This is a genomic window from Nonomuraea sp. NPDC050663 (assembly GCF_044456985.1).
Classification (GTDB): Bacteria; Actinomycetota; Actinomycetes; order Streptosporangiales; family Streptosporangiaceae; genus Nonomuraea.
Map to the genome: position 1 here is coordinate 634138 of NZ_JBITGL010000002.1, position 17554 is coordinate 651691.

Genomic DNA, 17554 nt, shown 5'->3' on the forward strand with positions numbered 1-17554 from the left:
TACTAGAGGGTGATCTGGTCGCTGAGGCGGGTGTCGGCGTAGGAACGCCCCACCTCGACCGTGTACGAGCCGTTCACCGTGCGCCAGGCGCCGTCCTCCCACTCCTGGAAGGCCCGCTCAGGCAGGAAAAGCGTGGTGACGACCGTTTCGCCCGGACCGGCCTCGATCACGTCGAATGCGGCCAGCGTACGGTCGCGTCCCTCTCCCGAGACGTAGGCCTGGACGACCTCACGACCCCGCCGCGAGCCGCTGTTGGTCACCGAGACCGTGACAGAAATGTGTTGATGGACGTGCCCGGGGAGCTCCTGCGCTCGGGTGCCCGCCTCCACGGCGTTGTAGCTCCACTCGGTGTATCCCAGCCCGTGACCGAACCAGAAAGCGGGCGCGACGTCGGCCCGCGCCCAGGCGCGGTAGCCGATGAACACCCCCTCGGTGTACGGCACGGCGCCGTCGACAGGGGTGACGTCCACGACGGGGCAGTCCTCCAGCGTCACCGGCCAGGTCGTGGGCAGGCGCCCGCCCGGCTCGGCGTCGCCGTACAGCACGTCGGCCAGCGCGAGCCCGGCCTCCTGCCCGGGGAACCACGTGAGCAGCACCGCGGCGACGTCGGACAACCACGGCATCTCGACCGGCGAGCCCGCGTTGACCACGACGATCGTGCGCGGGTTGGCCGCGGCGACGGCCTTGATCAGCTCGTCCTGGCGGCCGGGCAGCTTGAGGTTCTTGCGGTCGAAGCCCTCGCTCTCGACCTCCAGCGTGGTGGAGGCGACCACGACGGCCACGTCACTGGAGGCCGCGGTGGCGACCGCCTGCGCGATGAGCTCGTCCTCGCCGAGCGTCGGGTTGGCGTGGCCGAGCGTGAACATGATCAACACCATGCCGTTGAAGCTCGAGACCGAGTGCTGGCGCAGGGTCAGCTCGATGCTCTGGCCCTCGTCGAGCGTGACGGGGAAACGCCGCTCCGGCGCGTGCAGGAACGCCACCGCCGGGTCGTCGCCGTCGGGCGCGATGGAGTCGTCGAAGACGACCGTGTCGCCCGCGGTGAGGGTGAAGCGGCCCACGCCGGAGATCGAGAACTGGTGCTCGCCCGCGACGTCGGCGGCGTAGCGGGTGCGGATCTCGACCGCGGCCAGGCGTTCCACGTCGACGTCCGAGGGGGCCTGGCCGACCCAGCGCGCCTCGGAGTTGGGCACCGCGTGCTCGGCCAGCACCTCGCCGGAGGCGTCGAGGAAGAACGCGCGGCTCTCGGCGGCGATGGGGGAGAGCTTGACGCGCGGGTCGGTGCCCAGCGCGTAGCGCACCTCGACGGCGCGCTCGCTGAGGCCCTGCAGCGGCGAGACGATCCTGTCGGGGAAGACCTGGGCGCTGCCGCCGCCCATGATGCGGGCCTCGTCGGCGGCCGAGCCGATCAGGGCCAGGCTGCTGACCCCGGCGAGCGGCAGCACGCCGCCGTCGTTCTTGAGAAGGGTGAAGGAGCGGGCCGCCACCTCCCGGGCGAGCGCGATGCCGTCGATCTCGTCGCGGACCGGCTCGTCGAGATCGCCCAGGGCCCCGGTGCGGTGCGCCAGGCGCAGGATCCGGCGGACCTTCTCGTCGATCACCGATTCCGGCACCCGGCCTTCGCGGACCGCTTCCTCCAGCTTCTCCCCCCAGGGACCGTGGGGCCCCGGCATGGCGACGTCGGTGCCGCCGACCGCCGCCGGCTCGGTGCTGCGCACCGCGGTCCAGTCGGACACGACGAAGCCGTCGAAGCCCCACTCCTGCTTCAGCACCCCGTTGACCAGGTCGGAGTGCTCAGACATGGTCGTGCCGTTCACGGAGTTGTAGGAGGTCATCAGACCCCAGGCCCCGGCTCCCACCACCCGCTCGAAGGGGCGCAGGTAGACCTCGCGCAGCACCTTGTCTGTCACCTTGACGTCGACCGTGAAGCGGTCGGTCTCGAAGTCGTTGGCCACGAAGTGCTTGGGCGTGGTGGCCACCCCGCCGCCCTGCACGCCCTCCACGTACGCCGCGCCGATCTCGCCGGTCAGGTGCACGTCCTCGGAGAAGCACTCGAAGTGCCGCCCGCCCAGCGGGCTGCGGTGCAGGTTGATGGTGGGCGCGAGCAGCACCTGCACGCCCTTGCGCCTGGCCTCCTGGGCCAGCAGGCCGCCGACCTGCCTGACCAGGTCCACGTCCCAGGTGGCGGCCAGCGCGGTCGGGCTGGGCATGGCGATCGACGGGTCGGCCGAGCTCCACTGCTCGCCGCGCACGCCGATGGGGCCGTCGCTCATCACCAGGCGCTTGAGCCCGATGTCGGGGACGGCGGGCAGCGACCACATGTCGGCGCCGGTGAGCAGGTTGACCTTGGTAGCGAGGTCCAGTTTGGAGATGAGTGCGTCGAAATCCACGCGACCAGTGTTATACGTCTAACCGAGTACTAGCTAGGTTTGTTACCTTCAGGTTATAAAAAAGGCCGCTCCCCTTGGGGAGCGGCCTGTTCTCAGACGTTCTGTCTGGCTTCGATCGCCTGCTTGTAGAGCTTGCCCGCCCGGTAGGAGCTGCGGACCAGCGGCCCCGACAACACCCCGGCGAACCCGATCGCCTCGGCCTCCGCCTGGAGCTCCACGAACTCCTCCGGCTTGACCCAGCGCTCCACCGGATGGTGGCGCGGCGTCGGGCGGAGGTACTGCGTGATCGTCAGCAGGTCGGTGCCGGCCTCGTGCAGGTCGCGCATCGCCTCGACGATCTCCTCGCGCGTCTCGCCCATGCCGAGGATCAGGTTCGACTTGGTGACCAGCCCGGCGCGGCGGGCCTTGGTGATCACCTCGAGGCTGCGCTCGTAACGGAACGCGGGCCGGATGCGCTTGAAGATCCGCGGAACCGTCTCGATGTTGTGCGCGAACACCTCGGGCTTGCTGGAGAAGACCTCCTCCAGCTGCTCGTCGACATTGTTGAAGTCGGGGACCAGCAGCTCGACGCCGCAACCGGGCAGCAGCTCGTGGATCTGGCGCGCGGTCTCGGCGTAGAGCCACGCGCCGCCGTCGGGCAGGTCGTCGCGGGCGACACCGGTCACCGTGGCGTACTTCAGGCCCATCTGCTGGACCGACTCGGCGACCCGGCGGGGCTCGTCCTTGTCGTACTCCTTGGGCTTGCCGGTGTCGATCTGGCAGAAGTCGCAGCGCCGCGTGCACTGGTCTCCGCCGATGAGGAAGGTCGCCTCGCGGTCTTCCCAACACTCGTAGATATTCGGACAGCCCGCCTCTTCACAGACCGTGTGCAGGCCCTCGCGGCGCACCAAGGATTTCAGCTCGGTGTACTCGGGACCCGTCTTCAGCTTGGTCTTGATCCACGGGGGCTTGCGCTCGATAGGGGTCTGGGCGTTGCGCACCTCAAGCCTGAGGAGCTTGCGACCATCAGGAGCAACTGTCACGTTCTCAGCTTACGTCCATCACGAGATCAGGCCGAACCCGCGTACCGCCCGGACGTAATGCCTGCTCAGCTCGTGATCTATCGCGGCCGACGTTTCGTCCGTGAGCAGGGCGTTCGTCCCCTCGGGAACCCGCTCCAGCACGCCCCGCCTGATGGCCTCCACGCTCTCGCCCCGCAGCGCCGCGGCCTGGATGGGGGCGATCCTGCGCGAGTCGAGCGGGCGCGGCGCCGCGGGCGGGCCGGCCAGCGCGGTGAGCCCCCGCTCGGCCAGCAGCACCGGGCCGGCGAACACCCGGCCCAGCGTACGGCCCAGCATGCCGGTCACCTCGTAGGTGGTGTCGGGCGCTCCCAGGCTGATGGTGGAGCTCATCTGCGTGTTGGCCTCGACGCGGCTGCTCAGCGGAGCGGAGTGCAGCAGCGCGTCACGCCAGGCCTCCAGCGTCGCCAGGGCGCTCTCGACCAGCAGGCCGCGGTCGCGGCGGCGGAAGACCTCGCTCAGGTGCTCGGCCCGTTCGGCGGGGGAGAGGGTCAGCCAGGCGGGCAGGCCGATGACCAGCACGCCGCGCACGTACTCGCTGGTGGTGCCCAGGTCCCTGATCGCCACCGCCTTCGGCTGGAGCGCGCCGCACGCGTGCGCCACCCGTTCCGCCGTGCCGTACAGCACTTGCGCCAGCGCCCGGTCGAGCACTTCGGCGTCGGCGGGCACCCGCTGCCGCCTGGGCCGCAGCAGCACGCCGACGGCGATCAGCAGCCCGCCCAGCAGCCAGGCGGGCCACAACGTGCGGTTGACCAGGATCACCCAGAGGCCGAGCAGCAGGAAGGCGAGAGTCGTGAGATGGACGGATAAGGCCAGGACGACGGTTGTGACGCGCTTCACAGCGCGATGATAACTACACCCGCCTCAGGTCTTCTTCGTGCATTTCGTACGGCTCGCGCCCGAGCATCTCCGCCAGCCGCTTCTCGGCGATCGGCATCACCTCGTCGACCACGATGCGCCGACCGGTCTCCGCCGACAGGCTCGACACCCCGGCCCCCGCGATGCCGCACGGGTCGATGCGGTTGAACCAGCGGGGATCGTTGGCGCAGTTGAGCGCCATGCCGTGCATCGACACGCCCTTGACCAGGCGCACCCCGACCGCGCCCAGCTGCCGGTCGGGCAGGCCGAGCGCGGCGTCGCCGGTCGCCCAGACGCCGGCGCGTCCGAGGATGCGCCGGGCGGTCACCCCGAAGTCGGCGCAGACCTGGATCATCGTCTCCTCGAGCCGCCCGACGTAGTCGCGCGCGTCGGTGACCCGCATGATCGGATAGGCGACGAGCTGTCCGGGGCCGTGCCAGGTGATGCGCCCGCCCCGGTCGACGTCGACGACGGGCGTGCCGTCGTCGGGCCGCTCGTGCCCGGCGGTGCGCCTGCCCGCGGTGTAGACGGGCGCGTGCTCCAGGAACAGGACCGTGTCGGTCACCTCACCGGCCACGCGCTGGGCGTGGACGGTGCGCTGCAACTGCCAAGCCTGCTCGAAGGGGACGTCAACCCCAAGGCGGACAATCGCGAGACGGGAGGGACCGGTGTGCACATATCAAGGGTAAGTCAGCCCGTAAGGAGCCGAGGCTCGATCCTGAACTCCTTGTCCCTTTCGATCTTGTATGCGTAGCCCTCGGGGTCGACCGTGACGGCCTGGATGAACTCCGTGCCGACGTAGTGCAGCCCCACACCCTCGTCTGCGGCGTAGCCCTCGGGCAGTTCGCCGCTGGCCACCGACGCCTGCAGCAGCTCGCGCCGCTGCGGGTCGGAGTTGTAGTGGACGCCGCAGGAGTAGGGCAGGAAGCCCAGGCCCTCGGCCCAGACCTGCAGCGTGGGCCCGAAGGAGTCGGTGTTGCCTCCCACGTGCCAGCACAGCGCTCCCGCGCTCTGCCCTGACAACACCACGCCCGCCTTCCAGGCCTCGGCGAACGCCTCGTCGAGACCGTGCAGCCGCCACAGCGCAGCCAGGTTGGCCACGCTGCCGCCGCTGACGTAGATCATGTCCTGCTCGAGGATCCACTGCCGGGGGTCGGCGACGTTGGGCATCGGGAAGACGGTCAGGTGGCTGACCTCGACGTCCCATCCGGCGAACGCGCCGTACATCTTCAGCAGCCAGTCGGCGTTGTCGCCGGTGGCGGTGGCGAGCAGGCCGAGCTTGGGGCGGTCCTGGCCGGTCAGGTCGAGGGCGTAGCGCAGCAGGGGACTGGCCTCGATGAAGCCGTATCGCTCACTGGGGCGGAAGGATCCTCCGCCGATGGCGAGAATGTGAGACTGGCCGCTGCTCATCGTTTGGAACTCCCACTGGTAGTGCTCGTAGAACAGGCGCACCCTACCGCCTCGCCTCGCCCGCCTGGTTAGAGTACGGCGGCCAGCGCCTGATCGAGGTGGGTATGGGCGAACGTGTAGCCGCTGTCAACCAGCTTTTTCGGGATAATGCGGTGGCTGGACAGCAGGGCCTCGTCGCCGAAGTCGCCCAGGCCCAGTTTGAGCGCGGTTTTCGGCACAGCGATCGGCATCATGGGGCGTTTTAGCGCTTTGGCCAGGATTTGCGAGAATTCCCGATTGGTGACCGGATTGACGCCGGTGAGATTGACAGGGCCGCTTATTTCCGGATTTTTCAGGATATGCAGGGTTGACTGGACCCAATCGTCGACGGTGATCCACGACCACCACTGCTTTCCGTCGCCCAGCGGCGCTCCCAGCCCCATCTTGAAGATCGGCAGCATGGGCTTGAGCGCTCCGCCCTTCCCGGTGAGCACCAGCCCGGTGCGCAGCTGGGCGTTCCTCGCCGCTGGGGTGTCGCCCGCGGCCTCCCACTGCTCGCACAGGTCGGCCAGGAAGCCGCGCCCCTTGGGCGCGCTCTCGTCGATGGTCAGCTCGCCGGTGTCGCCGTAGAAGTCGACGCCCGACGCGGTGACGAAGACGCCGGGCGGGTCGTCGAGCCGTTCGATCGCCTGCCTGAGCGTGCCCACGCTGCGCAGGCGGCTCTGGACGATGTCGCGCTTGGCGTCCTCGCTCCAGCGCCGGTTGATCGGCGTGCCCGATAGGCACACCACCCCCTCGGCGCCGCGCAGGACGTCGTCGCCGACGTGCCCGCTCTCCGGATCCCAGCGTGCCTCGTCAGGGGATGCCGGCGCCTGCCGTACGAGTCTGGTCACCTGCAGGCCGGCGGCCCGCAGGCCGCCGATCAGCGCGGTGCCGAGCAGGCCAGAGGCCCCGGCCACAACGATCGCCATACGACCTTTCTACTCGATCACCAGCTCGACCGGGATGTTGCCACGCGTCGCGTTGGAGTACGGGCACACCTGGTGGGTGGCCTCGACGAGAGCGTGGCCCTGCTCGGCGGTGATGTGGTCGGGCAGTTCCACCCGGAGCGTGGCCGCCAGCCCGAAGCCGCCCTTGCCGTTGCTGTTCAGCTCGATCTCGGCGGTCACCGACGCGTCGCCGATCTCCAGCGACTGCTGCTTGGCCACCAGCTGCATCGCGCTGGTGAAGCAGGATGCGTAGCCGACCGCGAACAGCTGCTCGGGGTTGGTGCCCGAGCCGTCGCCGCCCAGCTCGGCCGGGAGTGAGAGCTTGACGTCGAGCTTGCCGTCCGAGGTCACTCCGCGGCCTTCGCGCCCGTTCGCCGTGCCGATCGCCGTGTACATGTAGTCTCCCTGAAGAATTGAACAGACAGGTCTGTCTGGCTATGCGCCCACAATAGACAGATCTGTCTGGTATCGTCAAGGTGTGTCCACTCGAATCGCGTCCCCGGCCCGCCGGCGGGTCCTGTCAACGGCCAGCGCGCTGTTCTACGCCGAGGGCATCCACGCGGTCGGGATCGACCGGATCATCGCCGAGGCGGCGGTGGCGAAGGCCACCTTCTACCACCACTTCCCGAGCAAGGACGCCCTGGTCCACGCCTACGTCGAGGAGCAGGCCCGCACCCAGCGGGAGGCCATGGCGCTGGTCGCCGAGACCGCGCCGCGCGAGCGGCTGCTGCGCGTCTTCGACGCCATGGGCGAGATCGGCGCGCTGCCCGGCTTCCGCGGGTGCCAGTTCATCAACGTCGCCGCCGAGTACCCCGAACGCGACCATCCCGTACGGCAGGCGGTCGACGCCCACCGCCGGTGGTTCCACGAGGAGTTCCGCTCGGCGCTCGCCGCCATGGGCGACCCCGACCCCGTGGCGACGGCCTCGATGCTGATGCTGGTGCGCGACGGCATCGCCGTCGGCGCCAACCTCGACGACCCGGCCGACGTGCGCGCCATCGTGCGCCAGGCCGTCACCCGGCTCCTCGGCCCGGTCTCCTAGGCCTCGTCGTCCCAGGCCATGGAGCTGATCCGCCAGCCGTCCGCCGTCCGGACGAACTGGGTGGTCTTGTGCCCCGCCCCCTCGAACGCCTCGCCGTCGAGGCGGCCCGCCTTGCGGTAGTGGCTGAAGCGGTGGGCGACGTTCCCGTGGATCTCGGTGCGCTCGGCGACCTCCCACTCGGAGAAGTCCGTCAGCGTCCCATCGGTGAGCATGCGCCGGCGGGGCTCGATGAACGCGTCGAGGTCCTGGACGACCGGCCGCGCCCCGAGGTTCTTGATGATCCTGGCCTCCGGCATGAACACCTCGCGAAGGCGCTCCAGATCCGGCCGCCTGCCGCCGGTGTTGTCGAACGCGCCCAGGAAGGCGGCGGCGAGCCGGTCGAGCTCGTCCTTGTCCGCTGAGCGGCCGTCGTCGTGCGGCCACTCCGAGGCCAGCACCGACCAGATCTGCACGTCGCGTCGCGGCCCTTCCCTGCCGGGCAGCACCTGGCGCAGGGTGCCGTCCAGGCTCATGCCCAGGCGCTTGGCCACGGCGACGCTGCGCGCGTTGTCAGGCAGCGTGCGCCACTCGGCCCGGCTCAGCCCGCGCTCGCGGAACGCCCAGTCGATCATCATGCGCGTCACCGGCGTGATCAGCCCGCGCCCCTCGGCCGCCGGCTCCAGCCAGCAGCCCAGCTCGCACACCCCGGACACGGCGTCGAACGAGACGAACATCGTGCCGCCGACCAGGACCCCGTCGAGCCAGATGCCGAACAGCCGCCGCCGGTCGGCCGCCTGGTCGTCGGCATAGCGCTGCAGCACCCCGCGGGCGCCGTCGAGGCCGGTCGCGACGAAGCTCTCGCCGACCCACGGCGCGATGTGGGCGCGGGCGCGGTCGAGGTGGGCGGCGAACTCCTCGGCGTGGTACGGCTCAAGCGGGCGCAGCTGGGCGTGGCCCGGCAGGGACAGGGCGAACATGGCGGCCTTCCGTTTACATAACAAGCGTTGTGCGAATGTATCCTTCCGGCATGCCGCGCCACAAGGGAGACCACGACGCCCGCCGCCGCGAGGTGTCGGGAGCCGTCATGAGGGTGCTGGCCGCGCACGGCTTCGGCGGCCTGACCCTGCGCGCGGTCGCCGCCGAGATGGGGGCCACGACCGGGCTGCTCACGCACTATTTCCCGAGCAAGCGGGACCTGGTGGCCTACGCGCTCGAGGTGCTCGACGAGCAGCGCACCAGCCGGCCCCGGCCCTCGCCCGACGCGGGGGAGGGCCTGGCGGGGGTGCGCGCGATGCTCGCCGACATCCTGCCGACCACGGCGCAGTCCGTGGCCTCCAACCGGGTCTGGGTCAGCTCCTGGGACGCGGCGCTGGGCGACCCCGAGCTGGCCGCCGGGCACGCGGCCCGCTACCGGCGCTCGCGCGAACGGCTCCAGCGGCACGTGGAAGTGGCGCAGCAACGAGGCGAGGTGGCGCAGGGCGACCCGGGAGAGGTGGCGGCGGGGCTGCAGTCGTTCGTGCTCGGCCTCATCGTCCAGGTCCTGCTGGAGGGCGAGGCCTTCCCCCCGGAACGGCAACTGCGGCTCCTGGACGACCACCTGGCGTCCCTGCGCCCCTGAGCCGCTCCCCGAACAACGGAAAAGCCGGGCACGACCACGAAGGTCGCACCCGGCCTCTCGTCGTCAGGCGGTGTTACGCGAGCCCGAGCTGGGCCTCGAAGCGGCCCTCCTCGAGGCGCTTCTTGATGGTGGTCAGGAAACGCGCGGCGTCGGCGCCGTCGACCAGGCGGTGGTCGTAGGTGAGCGCCAGGTAGACCATCGACCGCACGGCGATGACCTCGCCCTCGGGGGTGTCGACCACGACGGGACGCTTGACGACGCCACCGGTGCCCAGCATGCCGACCTGCGGCTTGTTGAGGATCGGGGTGTCGAACAGGGCGCCGCGGCTGCCGGTGTTGGTCAGCGTGAACGTGCCGCCGGCCAGGTCGTCCGGGCTGATCTTGTTGGTGCGGGTGCGGTCGGCCACGTCGGCGATCTTCCTGGCCAGACCGGCCAGGTTCAGGTCACCGGCGCCCTTGACGACCGGGACGATGAGACCCTTCTCGGTGTCGACCGCGATGCCGAGGTTCTCGACGTCGAAGTAGGTCACCTCGTTGGTCTCGTCGTTGATCGTGGCGTTGAGCTTCGGGTGCTGCTTGAGCGCCTCGACCGCGGCCATCGCGAAGAACGGCAGGAACGACAGCTTGGCGCCCTCACGGCGCTGGAAGTCGGCCTTGGCCCGGTCGCGCAGGCGAGCGATCTTGGTCACGTCGACCTCGACCACCGTGGTGAGCTGCGCGGAGGTCTGCAGCGACTCCAGCATGCGCTTGGCGATCGTGGCCCGCAGGCGGGTCATCTTCTCGGTGCGGCCACGCAGCGTGGTGTCGACCTCGACCGACTCGGGAGCCGCGGACGCCTGGGCGGCGGCCGGAGCCGGAGCCTGCTCCTGGGCGGCCGGAGCCGGAGCCTGGGCAGCGGGGGCCTGCGCGGCGGGAGCGGCGGCCGGAGCGGCCTGCTCACGCTGGGCGTTGGCGGCCTCCAGGACGTCCTGCTTGCGGATGCGGCCACCCACGCCGGTGCCGGTCAGCGAGTTGAGGTCGACGCCGTGCTCGCTGGCGAGCTTGCGCACCAGCGGCGTGACGTACGGGCTCTCACCGGACGACGGCAGCGGAGCCGGCGCGCTGGCCGGAGTCGTCGCGATCGGCGAGGACTGCTCCTGCTGCTGGGCCTGCTGCGGGGCGGGCTGCTGCTGAGCCTGCTGCTGCGGGGCCTCCTGCTGCGGCGCGGGAGCCTGGGCCTGCTCCGGCGCGGGCTGCGGGATCGAGGAGGCCGCGGGAGCGGGCTCGGGCTCCGGCTGGGGCTCGGGCTCAGGCTGCGCGGCCGGGGCCTGCTCCTGCGCCGGAGCGGAGGCGCCGGCGGTGCCGTTCTCGTCAATGATGGCGAGCTCGGCGCCGACCTCGACGGTCTCGTCCTCCTGGACCACGATCTTGGTGATCACACCGGCGGCCGGAGACGGGATCTCCGTGTCGACCTTGTCGGTCGAGACTTCGAGGAGCGGCTCGTCGGCCTCGACGCGCTCGCCCTCCTTCTTCAGCCAACGGGTGACCGTGCCCTCGGTCACGCTCTCACCGAGCTGGGGCATCTGTACAGAAACCGGCATCGTTTTATCTCTCGCTATCGAGGGCCTGTTAGTTGTGTACGTGGAGCGGCTTGCCCGCGAGAGCCAGCATGGCCTCGCCGACAGCCTCCGACTGGGTCGGATGGGCGTGGATCAGCTGGGCGACCTCCGAAGGGAGCGCCTCCCAGTTGTAGATCAGCTGCCCCTCGGTGACGAGCTCGCCGATGCGGCGCCCCACCATGTGGACACCGACGACCGGTCCGTCCTTCTGCGCGATGACCTTGACCGCGCCAGCCGTACCGAGAATCTGGCTCTTGGGGTTGCCGGCCAGGTCGTAGACCTGCTCGACGATCTCCATGCCGCGCTCGCGCGCCTGGGCCGAGGTGATGCCCACCGAGGCCACCTCGGGGTCGGAGTAGGTGATACGAGGCACGCCCGCGTAGTCGATCGGCGCCGGGTCGAGTCCCGCGATGTGCTCGGCGACCAGGATGCCCTCGGCGAAACCGGCGTGCGCCAGCTGCAGGGTCGGGATCAGGTCGCCGATGGCGTAGACGCCTGGCACCGAGGTCTGGCAGTGGTCGTCGACCACGACGGAACCCCGCTCGACCGTGACACCCTGCTCCTCGAAGCCCAGCCCCGCGCTCACCGAGCCGCGGCCGACCGCCACCAGGAGCTGGTCGGCCTCGAACGTCTTGCCGTTGGCGAGCGTCACCACGACGCCGGTGTCGGTCGTCTTGACGCCCTCGAAGAAGACGCCAAGCTCGAACTTGATGCCACGGCGGCGGAAGGCCCGCTCCAGCAGCTTGGAGCTGGACTCCTCCTCGGTCGGCAGCAGGTGCGGCAGCGCCTCGACGATGGTCACCTCGGCGCCGAAGGAGCGGTAGACGCTGGCCAGCTCGACGCCGATCACGCCGCCGCCCAGCACGATCACCGAAGCGGGCAGGCGGTCCATGGTCAGGACGTGCTCGCTGGTGATCACCCTCGAGCCGTCGATCTCCAGACCGGGCAGCGACTTCGGCGCCGACCCCGTGGCCAGCACGACGTTGGCGCCCTCGACGATCTCGCCGTTGACCTGGATCTGCCGCTGGCCGACCATCCGGCCCTCGCCCTCGATGACGGTGACGCCGGCGGACTTGAGCAGGCCCTGCACGCCCTTCCAGGCGCGAGTGATGATCTTGTCCTTGAAGGCGTGCACGCCCGGCAGGTCGATGCCCTCGAAACGGGCCTTGACGCCGTACGCCTCGCTCTCGCGCGTCTCGTCGGCCACCTCGGCCGAGTGCAGCAGCGCCTTGGTGGGGATGCACCCGCGGTGGAGGCAGGTGCCGCCGATCTTGTCACGCTCGATCAGCGCGACGGACTTGCCCAGCTCGGCCGCTCGCAGAGCGCAGGCATAGCCGCCACTTCCGCCACCCAGGACGACGATGTCATAGGCCACAGGATTGCTCATGACGTCATCTTTTCACTTGGCAAGGCCGGATGCGTGCCGCTCGGCCAGTCCGATGAGGGTGCGCACGAAGGCGCCGGTGCCGCCCTTGGGGGTGTAGCCGTGGGGCTCGCCCCGGTTGAAGGCGGGTCCCGCCATGTCGATGTGCGCCCACTTGACGCCGTCGGGCACGAACTCCTTGAGGAAGATGCCCGCGGCCAGCATGCTGCCCCAGCGCTCAGGCTGCAGGTTGGCGATGTCGGCGGTGGGGGAGTCGAGGCCCTTGCGCAGCTCCTCGGGCAGCGGCATGCCCCAGGCGCCCTCGCCCTGCTCGGCGGCGGTGGCGACCACGAGGTCCCTGATGGCGTCGTCGTTGGACATGACGCCTGCCGTACGCCAGCCGAGCGCGACGATCTGCGCGCCGGTCAGGGTCGCGACGTCGACGATCAGATCGGGGTCGTCCTCGGCGGCGCGGGCGATGCCGTCCATGAGCACCAGGCGGCCCTCGGCGTCGGTGTCGAGCACCTCGACGGTCTTGCCGCTGTAGCTGTGGAGCACGTCGCTAGGGCGCTGGGCCGTACCGGAGGGCATGTTCTCGGCCAGGCAGAGGTAGCCGACGGCGTTGACCTTCAGGCCCAGCCTGGCGATGCCGACCATGGCGCCGAAGACCGCGCCCGCGCCGCCCATGTCGGACTTCATCCAGTCCATTCCGGCGCTCGGCTTGATCGACAGGCCGCCCGAGTCGAAGGTGATGCCCTTGCCGACGTACGCGACCGTCTTGTCGGCCTCGGGGTGGGTGTAGGACAGGCGCACCAGCCGCGGCGGGCGGGCCGAGCCCTGGCCGACGCCGAGGATGCCGCCGTAGCCGCCCTCCTTGAGCTGCTTCTCGTCGAGCACCTCGACCTTCAGGCCCGCCTGGCCGCCGGTCTCCTCGGCGATCTCGGCGAACTTGCCGGGCCACAGGTCGGACGGCGGCGTGTTGACCAGGTCGCGCACCAGGTTGACCGCGTCGGCGAGCGTCTTGGCGCGCTCGGTGTCGCCGTCGGTGAGCACGTCGAGCGCCTCGACGCTCTCGTGCTTGTCGGCGCGGTAGCGGTTGAAGGTGTAGGCGCCCAGCAGCGCGCCCAGCGCGACCGCCTCGGCCTGCTCGGGGCTGCCCGCGGGCAGCGCGAGCGCCGCGCGCTTCGTGCCGGCCAGCGAGCGTACGGCGGCGCCGGCCGCGCGGCGCAGGCCCTCGGAGTCGGCCGACTCGCCCAGGCCGACGGCGACCAGGACCGGTGCGGTGATGGAGCCGAAGGTCGGCACCTTGGCGACTTCGCCGGCCTTGCCCTTGAAGCCCAGAGACTTCAGTGTCTGGGCGAGCTTGCCGCCGAAAGCCTGCTCCAAGCCCTCGACGCCCGTCGTGGGGGCGTCGGAACCCGGGTGGAACCCGACGATGAGTGCGTCGGTGTCGTACGAGACAGGGTCTGCTGAGTTCAGCCGCACAGTGGTCACGTAAACCGATGCTATCCAGGGTTTGTCCCTATGCATAACACAGGGTCATCCCATCAATATGAAGCCACCCGGGGTAGCACCATCCGCCGGATGGTGCTAGTTTCATTGGCATCATGCTGCTGACGTTGAACCTGAACGACCCGCGGCCGCTCCACGAGCAGGTGGCCTCGGCGATCCGCCACGCGATCGCCGAGGGCTCCTACTCCGCAGGAGACCGGCTGCCACCCGCCCGCGACCTGGCCGACGCCCTCGGCATCAACGCCAACACCGTCCTGCGGGCGCTGCGTGAGCTGCGCGACGAGGGCGTGCTGGAGTTCCGCCGCGGGCGCGGGGTCAGCGTCGCCAGCGTGGTCGAGGGCCGGCTCGCCATCCTCACCAAGGCACGCGAGCTGCTGGAAGAGGCCCGACGCTACGGCTACAGCCGTGATGACCTGATCGAGATCGTGAAGGAGTTGCCATGACCTCCCGCAACCGGGCCCTGCTGGCCGGCGCCGCCTGGGGCGTGCTCATCGCCGCCGCCATCCTCGCCGTCTCCTTCGCCTTCCGCGATCGACTGCCCTCACCGCTGGCCACCCACTGGGGCTCGGGCATGCAGCCCGACGGAAACTCGACCTTCACCGCCATCCTGCTGTCGGTGCTGGGCATGTGGGCGCTGTTCTGGGTGGTCCTCATGGGCATCGCCGTCGACGGCCGCGCCTTCGCCAGGCGGCTGTCCCGCGCCTACTGGTGGGCCGCGCTGATCTGGAGCGGCGCCTTCGTCGCCGTGATGCACCTGTCGACCATCCTGGCCAACCTCGACGCCCCCGCCTGGACCGACGCCCGCCTGTCCGCCTGGAGCGTCGCCGCCGTCGTCACCCTTCCGTTCGCCCTCGGCGCACTCGCCGGCTTCCTCGGCCGCGGCGAACCCGACCAGCCCACCCCCACCGGCGAGGCCCCGCCCCAGCTCCGCCTCCGCGCCGGCCAGCGCTCCGTCTGGGTCAGCCGGGTGGCCAACGCGTGGCTCTACCCCCTGTCCGTCGTCCCCCTCGCGGTCGCCGTCGTCGCCGCCGTCCTCTGGCTGACCGGCGTCATGCCGCCGCAGACCGCAGCCATCGTGGTGCCGCTCATGTTCGTCGCCACGGCCGCCGGCATCGCCACCTGCGCCGTCACCGTCCGCGTCAGCGACGACGGCGTCGCGATCGGCTTCGGCCCCTTCGGGTGGCCGGTGCGGAGGATCAGGCTCTCCAAGATCGAGTCCGCGTGGGCGGAGGAGCGCTTCCCCAGCCAGGTCGGGGGCTGGGGCTTCCGCGGAGTGCCGGGCATGGCCGCGATCATGATCAGGGGCGGGGAGTGCCTGGTGCTGCGCTACCACTCCGGCGGGCAACTGGTGGTCAGCATCGACGACGCGACGCGGGGAGCCTCGCTCCTCAACGCCCTCATCCAGGAGCGCGTGTCATGACCAACCACCACCCCGACCCCGGCCCACCCTCCGGGTCGGGCACGGCCGACCCTCGCCCGTCCTCCACGCCCGGCGAGCCTGGTTCACGCCCGTCCCTCGCGTCCGGCTCTCATCTGTCCTCTGCGTCCGGCTCTCGCCAGGCCTCTGCGTCTGGCGAGGCTGAAGCCAGCGCGGCGTCCACGTCCAAGGAGCCCGGAACCCGCTCCGCACCCCTGCCCGACGAGGGCGGCGCGGGGCCCGGCCCCGCCCCTCGCCAGCCCAGAACCCAACCCGCGTCCGTGCCCAAGCGCGACATCATCGTGTTCCTGGCGGTGTCCTTCGGCCTGTCATGGCTCGTCGCCCTGCCCCTGTGGCTGGGCGACGGGCTGGAGTCCTCCCAGTTCCTCCTCTGGGGCTCTCTCCTGATGCTCACGCCCACGCTGGGTGTCCTCGCCGTCTGGCTCACGCGCCGGACCCCGTTCCGCCACTTCGCCGCCGAGACAGGCCTCACCATCGGCCCCGCACAAGGCCGTACGGCCCGGCTCATCCTGGCCGCCTGGCTGGGCATCCCCGCCATCATCCTCATCTCGATCGCACTCAGCCTGCTGCTCGGCTGGCTCCAGCCCGACCTGTCCGGCCTGGCCACCACCCTGCGCTCGGCCGGCCTCCCGGTCCCCGCCGACCTCACGCCGGCCTTCATCGCCCAGGTGGCCGGCGCCACGCTGATCGGCCCGGTCGTCAACGCCGTCCAGAGCTTCGGCGAGGAGTGGGGCTGGCGCGGCTGGCTCCTGCCCCGGCTCGTGGCGGAGCGCGGCGTGTTGTTCGGCGTGCTCGTCTCCGGGGTGATCTGGGGCGCCTGGCACGCACCGCTGACCTTGCTCGGCTACAACTACCCCGACCTGGGGGCCTGGGCCGCGCTCATGTTCGTCGGAGCCACGGTGCTGATCGGCGCTCTGTTCGGATGGCTCAGGCTGCGCTCGGGAAGTGTCTGGCCCGCCGTGGTGGCGCATGGATCGCTTAACGCGGTGGGGCCTGTGGTGCTGGTTTTCGGCGGCTCTCCCAACGCCGCGCTCGTCGGCGTCGCGGGGGTGGCCGGGTGGGTGGTCCTGGCAGTCGTGACGGCGGTGCTGTTCCGCGCGTTCCCGGTACGGCAGGCGCAGGTGACCGGCGCCTGAGGCCGTGGCGGATCCGAGCATATGGCAGCAACGAGGCGGGGCGCATGGCGCAGCTGCGCGGGGCGTCCGCATGGCAGCAATGAAGCGGGGCGCATGGCGGCAGCTGAGTGGAGCGCATGGCGGCAGCGGACAAGGCGTGGTGGGCATGGGCACATGAGGGGGCGAGGGCGCCGGGCCAACTCCGGGGCGGCGGGCGAGGCGTGCTGGTGTCGTTCCTGGCGGGGAGACGGCGAGGGTTCGGGAAGTCGGGCGACCGTGGCAGAGCCCTGAGAGGATCGTGTCGGTGTCACACGAGTGCGACGAAGGCAACAAGAGTCGCCGTGGTGGCGGTCTCGACGAGGGCGCCGAGCACGTCGCCCGTGACGCCGCCCAGCCGCCGCCGGGCGTGACGGAGCAGGAGCAGCGCCACCGCCAACCCGGCCAGTGCGGCCAACGGGGGTGTAAGGACGGCGAGCCAGTCCTGCTCCGTGAGTAGGCTCTGCCCGTTGAGCCAGCCCTGCCCGGTGATGTGAGCCGAAGCCATCGCCGACGCGATCCACTGGGCCCCCACGCCTACGAGCAGCACGGCACCGACAGTGACCAGGGTGACGACGAGCGCCCAGCTTCGCCGTACGGTGCCGGCCACCATGGCGCCGAGGCCGTCTGGGCGGGCGCTGGGGATGCCGGTCCGGCAGGCCCAGGTGAGGGCTAGGCGGCCGGAGATGGTGGCTGTCATCAGGGCGGCGGGAGCGAGGGCGGGGCCGAGGGTGGAGAGGGCGGCGGCCTGGGTGAGGAGGAGGAAGACGAGTGACATCACGCCGAAGGGGCCGATGTCGGATTTCTTCATGATCTGCAGCGCCTGCTCGGCGGGTTTGGCGCTGCCGAGGCCGTCCGCGAGGTCGGTGAGGCCGTCGAGGTGGAGGCCTCGGGTGAGCAGGGCGAGGAGGCCGAGGCTGAGGGCGGCTCCGAGCAGGTCGGGGCGCCACCACAGGGGGAGGGCGGCGATCAGGCCGAGGAGGAGGCCGACCGCTGGGGCGAGGGTCATCGCCCGGCCCGCGACGTCGCGGTTCACGACGGTCACGTGGACCGGGAAGATGCTCAGCGTGCCGATCGCGAATCGGGCACCCGGACTCCAGGACATGATGGTTGATCCTAGGTGGGTTCTGTGTTCGCCCTGGTCGGATGGACGAGGCGGCGATGATGAGG

At 70.7% G+C, this 17554-nt stretch carries 17 protein-coding genes; 5 read left to right on the plus strand and 12 right to left on the minus strand.

The features are described from left to right. Positions 1-2 precede the first annotated feature (2 nt). From ACIBH1_RS07670 to ACIBH1_RS07700, 7 genes are all read right to left on the minus strand, one after another. The gene (locus ACIBH1_RS07670) at positions 3-2390 is read right to left on the minus strand and encodes a beta-glucosidase (RefSeq protein ID WP_397312785.1); all 2388 of its coding nucleotides are present in this window, start codon (positions 2388-2390) and stop codon (positions 3-5) included. 92 nt (positions 2391-2482) lie between these two features. Next, positions 2483-3412, minus strand: a complete 930-nt coding sequence (gene lipA, locus ACIBH1_RS07675; RefSeq protein WP_397312786.1) for a lipoyl synthase — start codon at positions 3410-3412, stop codon at positions 2483-2485. Positions 3413-3430: 18 nt separating this feature from the next. Continuing rightward, positions 3431-4288 (minus strand): hypothetical protein, encoded by an 858-nt coding sequence (locus tag ACIBH1_RS07680; RefSeq protein WP_397312787.1) that lies wholly within the window; start codon positions 4286-4288, stop codon positions 3431-3433. Between the two features lie 13 nt (positions 4289-4301). Beyond that, a complete protein-coding gene (gene lipB / locus ACIBH1_RS07685) occupies positions 4302-4982 on the minus strand; it encodes a lipoyl(octanoyl) transferase LipB (RefSeq protein WP_397312788.1) in 681 nt (226 codons plus the stop codon). Positions 4983-4996: 14 nt separating this feature from the next. Then, positions 4997-5716 (minus strand): Type 1 glutamine amidotransferase-like domain-containing protein, encoded by a 720-nt coding sequence (locus ACIBH1_RS07690; RefSeq protein WP_397313103.1) that lies wholly within the window; start codon positions 5714-5716, stop codon positions 4997-4999. 68 nt (positions 5717-5784) lie between these two features. Beyond that, positions 5785-6666: a TIGR01777 family oxidoreductase gene (locus tag ACIBH1_RS07695; protein WP_397312789.1), complete on the minus strand. Its 882-nt coding sequence runs from the start codon at positions 6664-6666 to the stop codon at positions 5785-5787. Between the two features lie 9 nt (positions 6667-6675). Then, a complete protein-coding gene (locus tag ACIBH1_RS07700; protein ID WP_397312790.1) occupies positions 6676-7080 on the minus strand; it encodes an organic hydroperoxide resistance protein in 405 nt (134 codons plus the stop codon). An 82-nt stretch (positions 7081-7162) separates the two neighbouring features. Between ACIBH1_RS07700 and ACIBH1_RS07705 the strand changes: the two genes are divergently transcribed. Next, positions 7163-7726, plus strand: coding sequence for a TetR/AcrR family transcriptional regulator (locus tag ACIBH1_RS07705; RefSeq protein ID WP_397312792.1), 564 nt, complete (start codon positions 7163-7165; stop codon positions 7724-7726). Here the strand turns inward: ACIBH1_RS07705 and ACIBH1_RS07710 are convergent. Continuing rightward, on the minus strand, positions 7723-8682 hold the full coding sequence (locus tag ACIBH1_RS07710) for a GNAT family N-acetyltransferase (RefSeq protein WP_397312793.1): 960 nt from the start codon (positions 8680-8682) through the stop codon (positions 7723-7725). The two genes, ACIBH1_RS07705 and ACIBH1_RS07710, sit on opposite strands and share 4 nt — an antisense overlap. Before the next feature lie 50 nt (positions 8683-8732). Here ACIBH1_RS07710 and ACIBH1_RS07715 point away from each other — a divergent pair, with 50 nt between their 5' ends. Next, complete coding sequence (locus tag ACIBH1_RS07715; protein ID WP_397312794.1) at positions 8733-9323, plus strand: TetR/AcrR family transcriptional regulator; 591 nt, start codon at positions 8733-8735, stop codon at positions 9321-9323. Positions 9324-9396: 73 nt separating this feature from the next. On the opposite strand, the gene sucB is transcribed toward ACIBH1_RS07715, so the two are convergent. The 3 genes from sucB to ACIBH1_RS07730 are packed head-to-tail and all read right to left on the minus strand — an operon-like array spanning position 9397 to position 13813. After that, entirely contained in the window at positions 9397-10902 is a 1506-nt protein-coding gene (sucB, locus tag ACIBH1_RS07720) for a 2-oxoglutarate dehydrogenase, E2 component, dihydrolipoamide succinyltransferase (RefSeq protein ID WP_397312795.1), read from the minus strand. Between the two features lie 28 nt (positions 10903-10930). Beyond that, a complete protein-coding gene (gene lpdA, locus ACIBH1_RS07725; RefSeq protein ID WP_397312796.1) occupies positions 10931-12307 on the minus strand; it encodes a dihydrolipoyl dehydrogenase in 1377 nt (458 codons plus the stop codon). A 12-nt stretch (positions 12308-12319) separates the two neighbouring features. Continuing rightward, complete coding sequence (locus ACIBH1_RS07730; protein ID WP_397312797.1) at positions 12320-13813, minus strand: leucyl aminopeptidase; 1494 nt, start codon at positions 13811-13813, stop codon at positions 12320-12322. Positions 13814-13890: 77 nt separating this feature from the next. Between ACIBH1_RS07730 and ACIBH1_RS07735 the strand changes: the two genes are divergently transcribed. The 3 genes from ACIBH1_RS07735 to ACIBH1_RS07745 all read left to right on the plus strand — a co-directional run bounded on the left by ACIBH1_RS07735 (position 13891) and on the right by ACIBH1_RS07745 (position 16369). Further along, complete coding sequence (locus tag ACIBH1_RS07735; protein ID WP_181608222.1) at positions 13891-14238, plus strand: GntR family transcriptional regulator; 348 nt, start codon at positions 13891-13893, stop codon at positions 14236-14238. Then, positions 14235-15215 carry a hypothetical protein gene (locus tag ACIBH1_RS07740; RefSeq protein ID WP_397312798.1) on the plus strand — a complete coding sequence of 327 codons (981 nt, stop codon included), beginning with the start codon at positions 14235-14237 and terminating at the stop codon, positions 15213-15215. The genes ACIBH1_RS07735 and ACIBH1_RS07740 overlap by 4 nt, the downstream gene beginning before the upstream one ends. A 278-nt stretch (positions 15216-15493) precedes the next feature. Beyond that, positions 15494-16369: a CPBP family intramembrane glutamic endopeptidase gene (locus tag ACIBH1_RS07745; protein WP_397312799.1), complete on the plus strand. Its 876-nt coding sequence runs from the start codon at positions 15494-15496 to the stop codon at positions 16367-16369. Between the two features lie 286 nt (positions 16370-16655). Here the strand turns inward: ACIBH1_RS07745 and ACIBH1_RS07750 are convergent, their stop codons facing one another. Then, positions 16656-17489: an adenosylcobinamide-GDP ribazoletransferase gene (locus tag ACIBH1_RS07750; RefSeq protein ID WP_397312800.1), complete on the minus strand. Its 834-nt coding sequence runs from the start codon at positions 17487-17489 to the stop codon at positions 16656-16658. Positions 17490-17554: the final 65 nt, after the last annotated feature.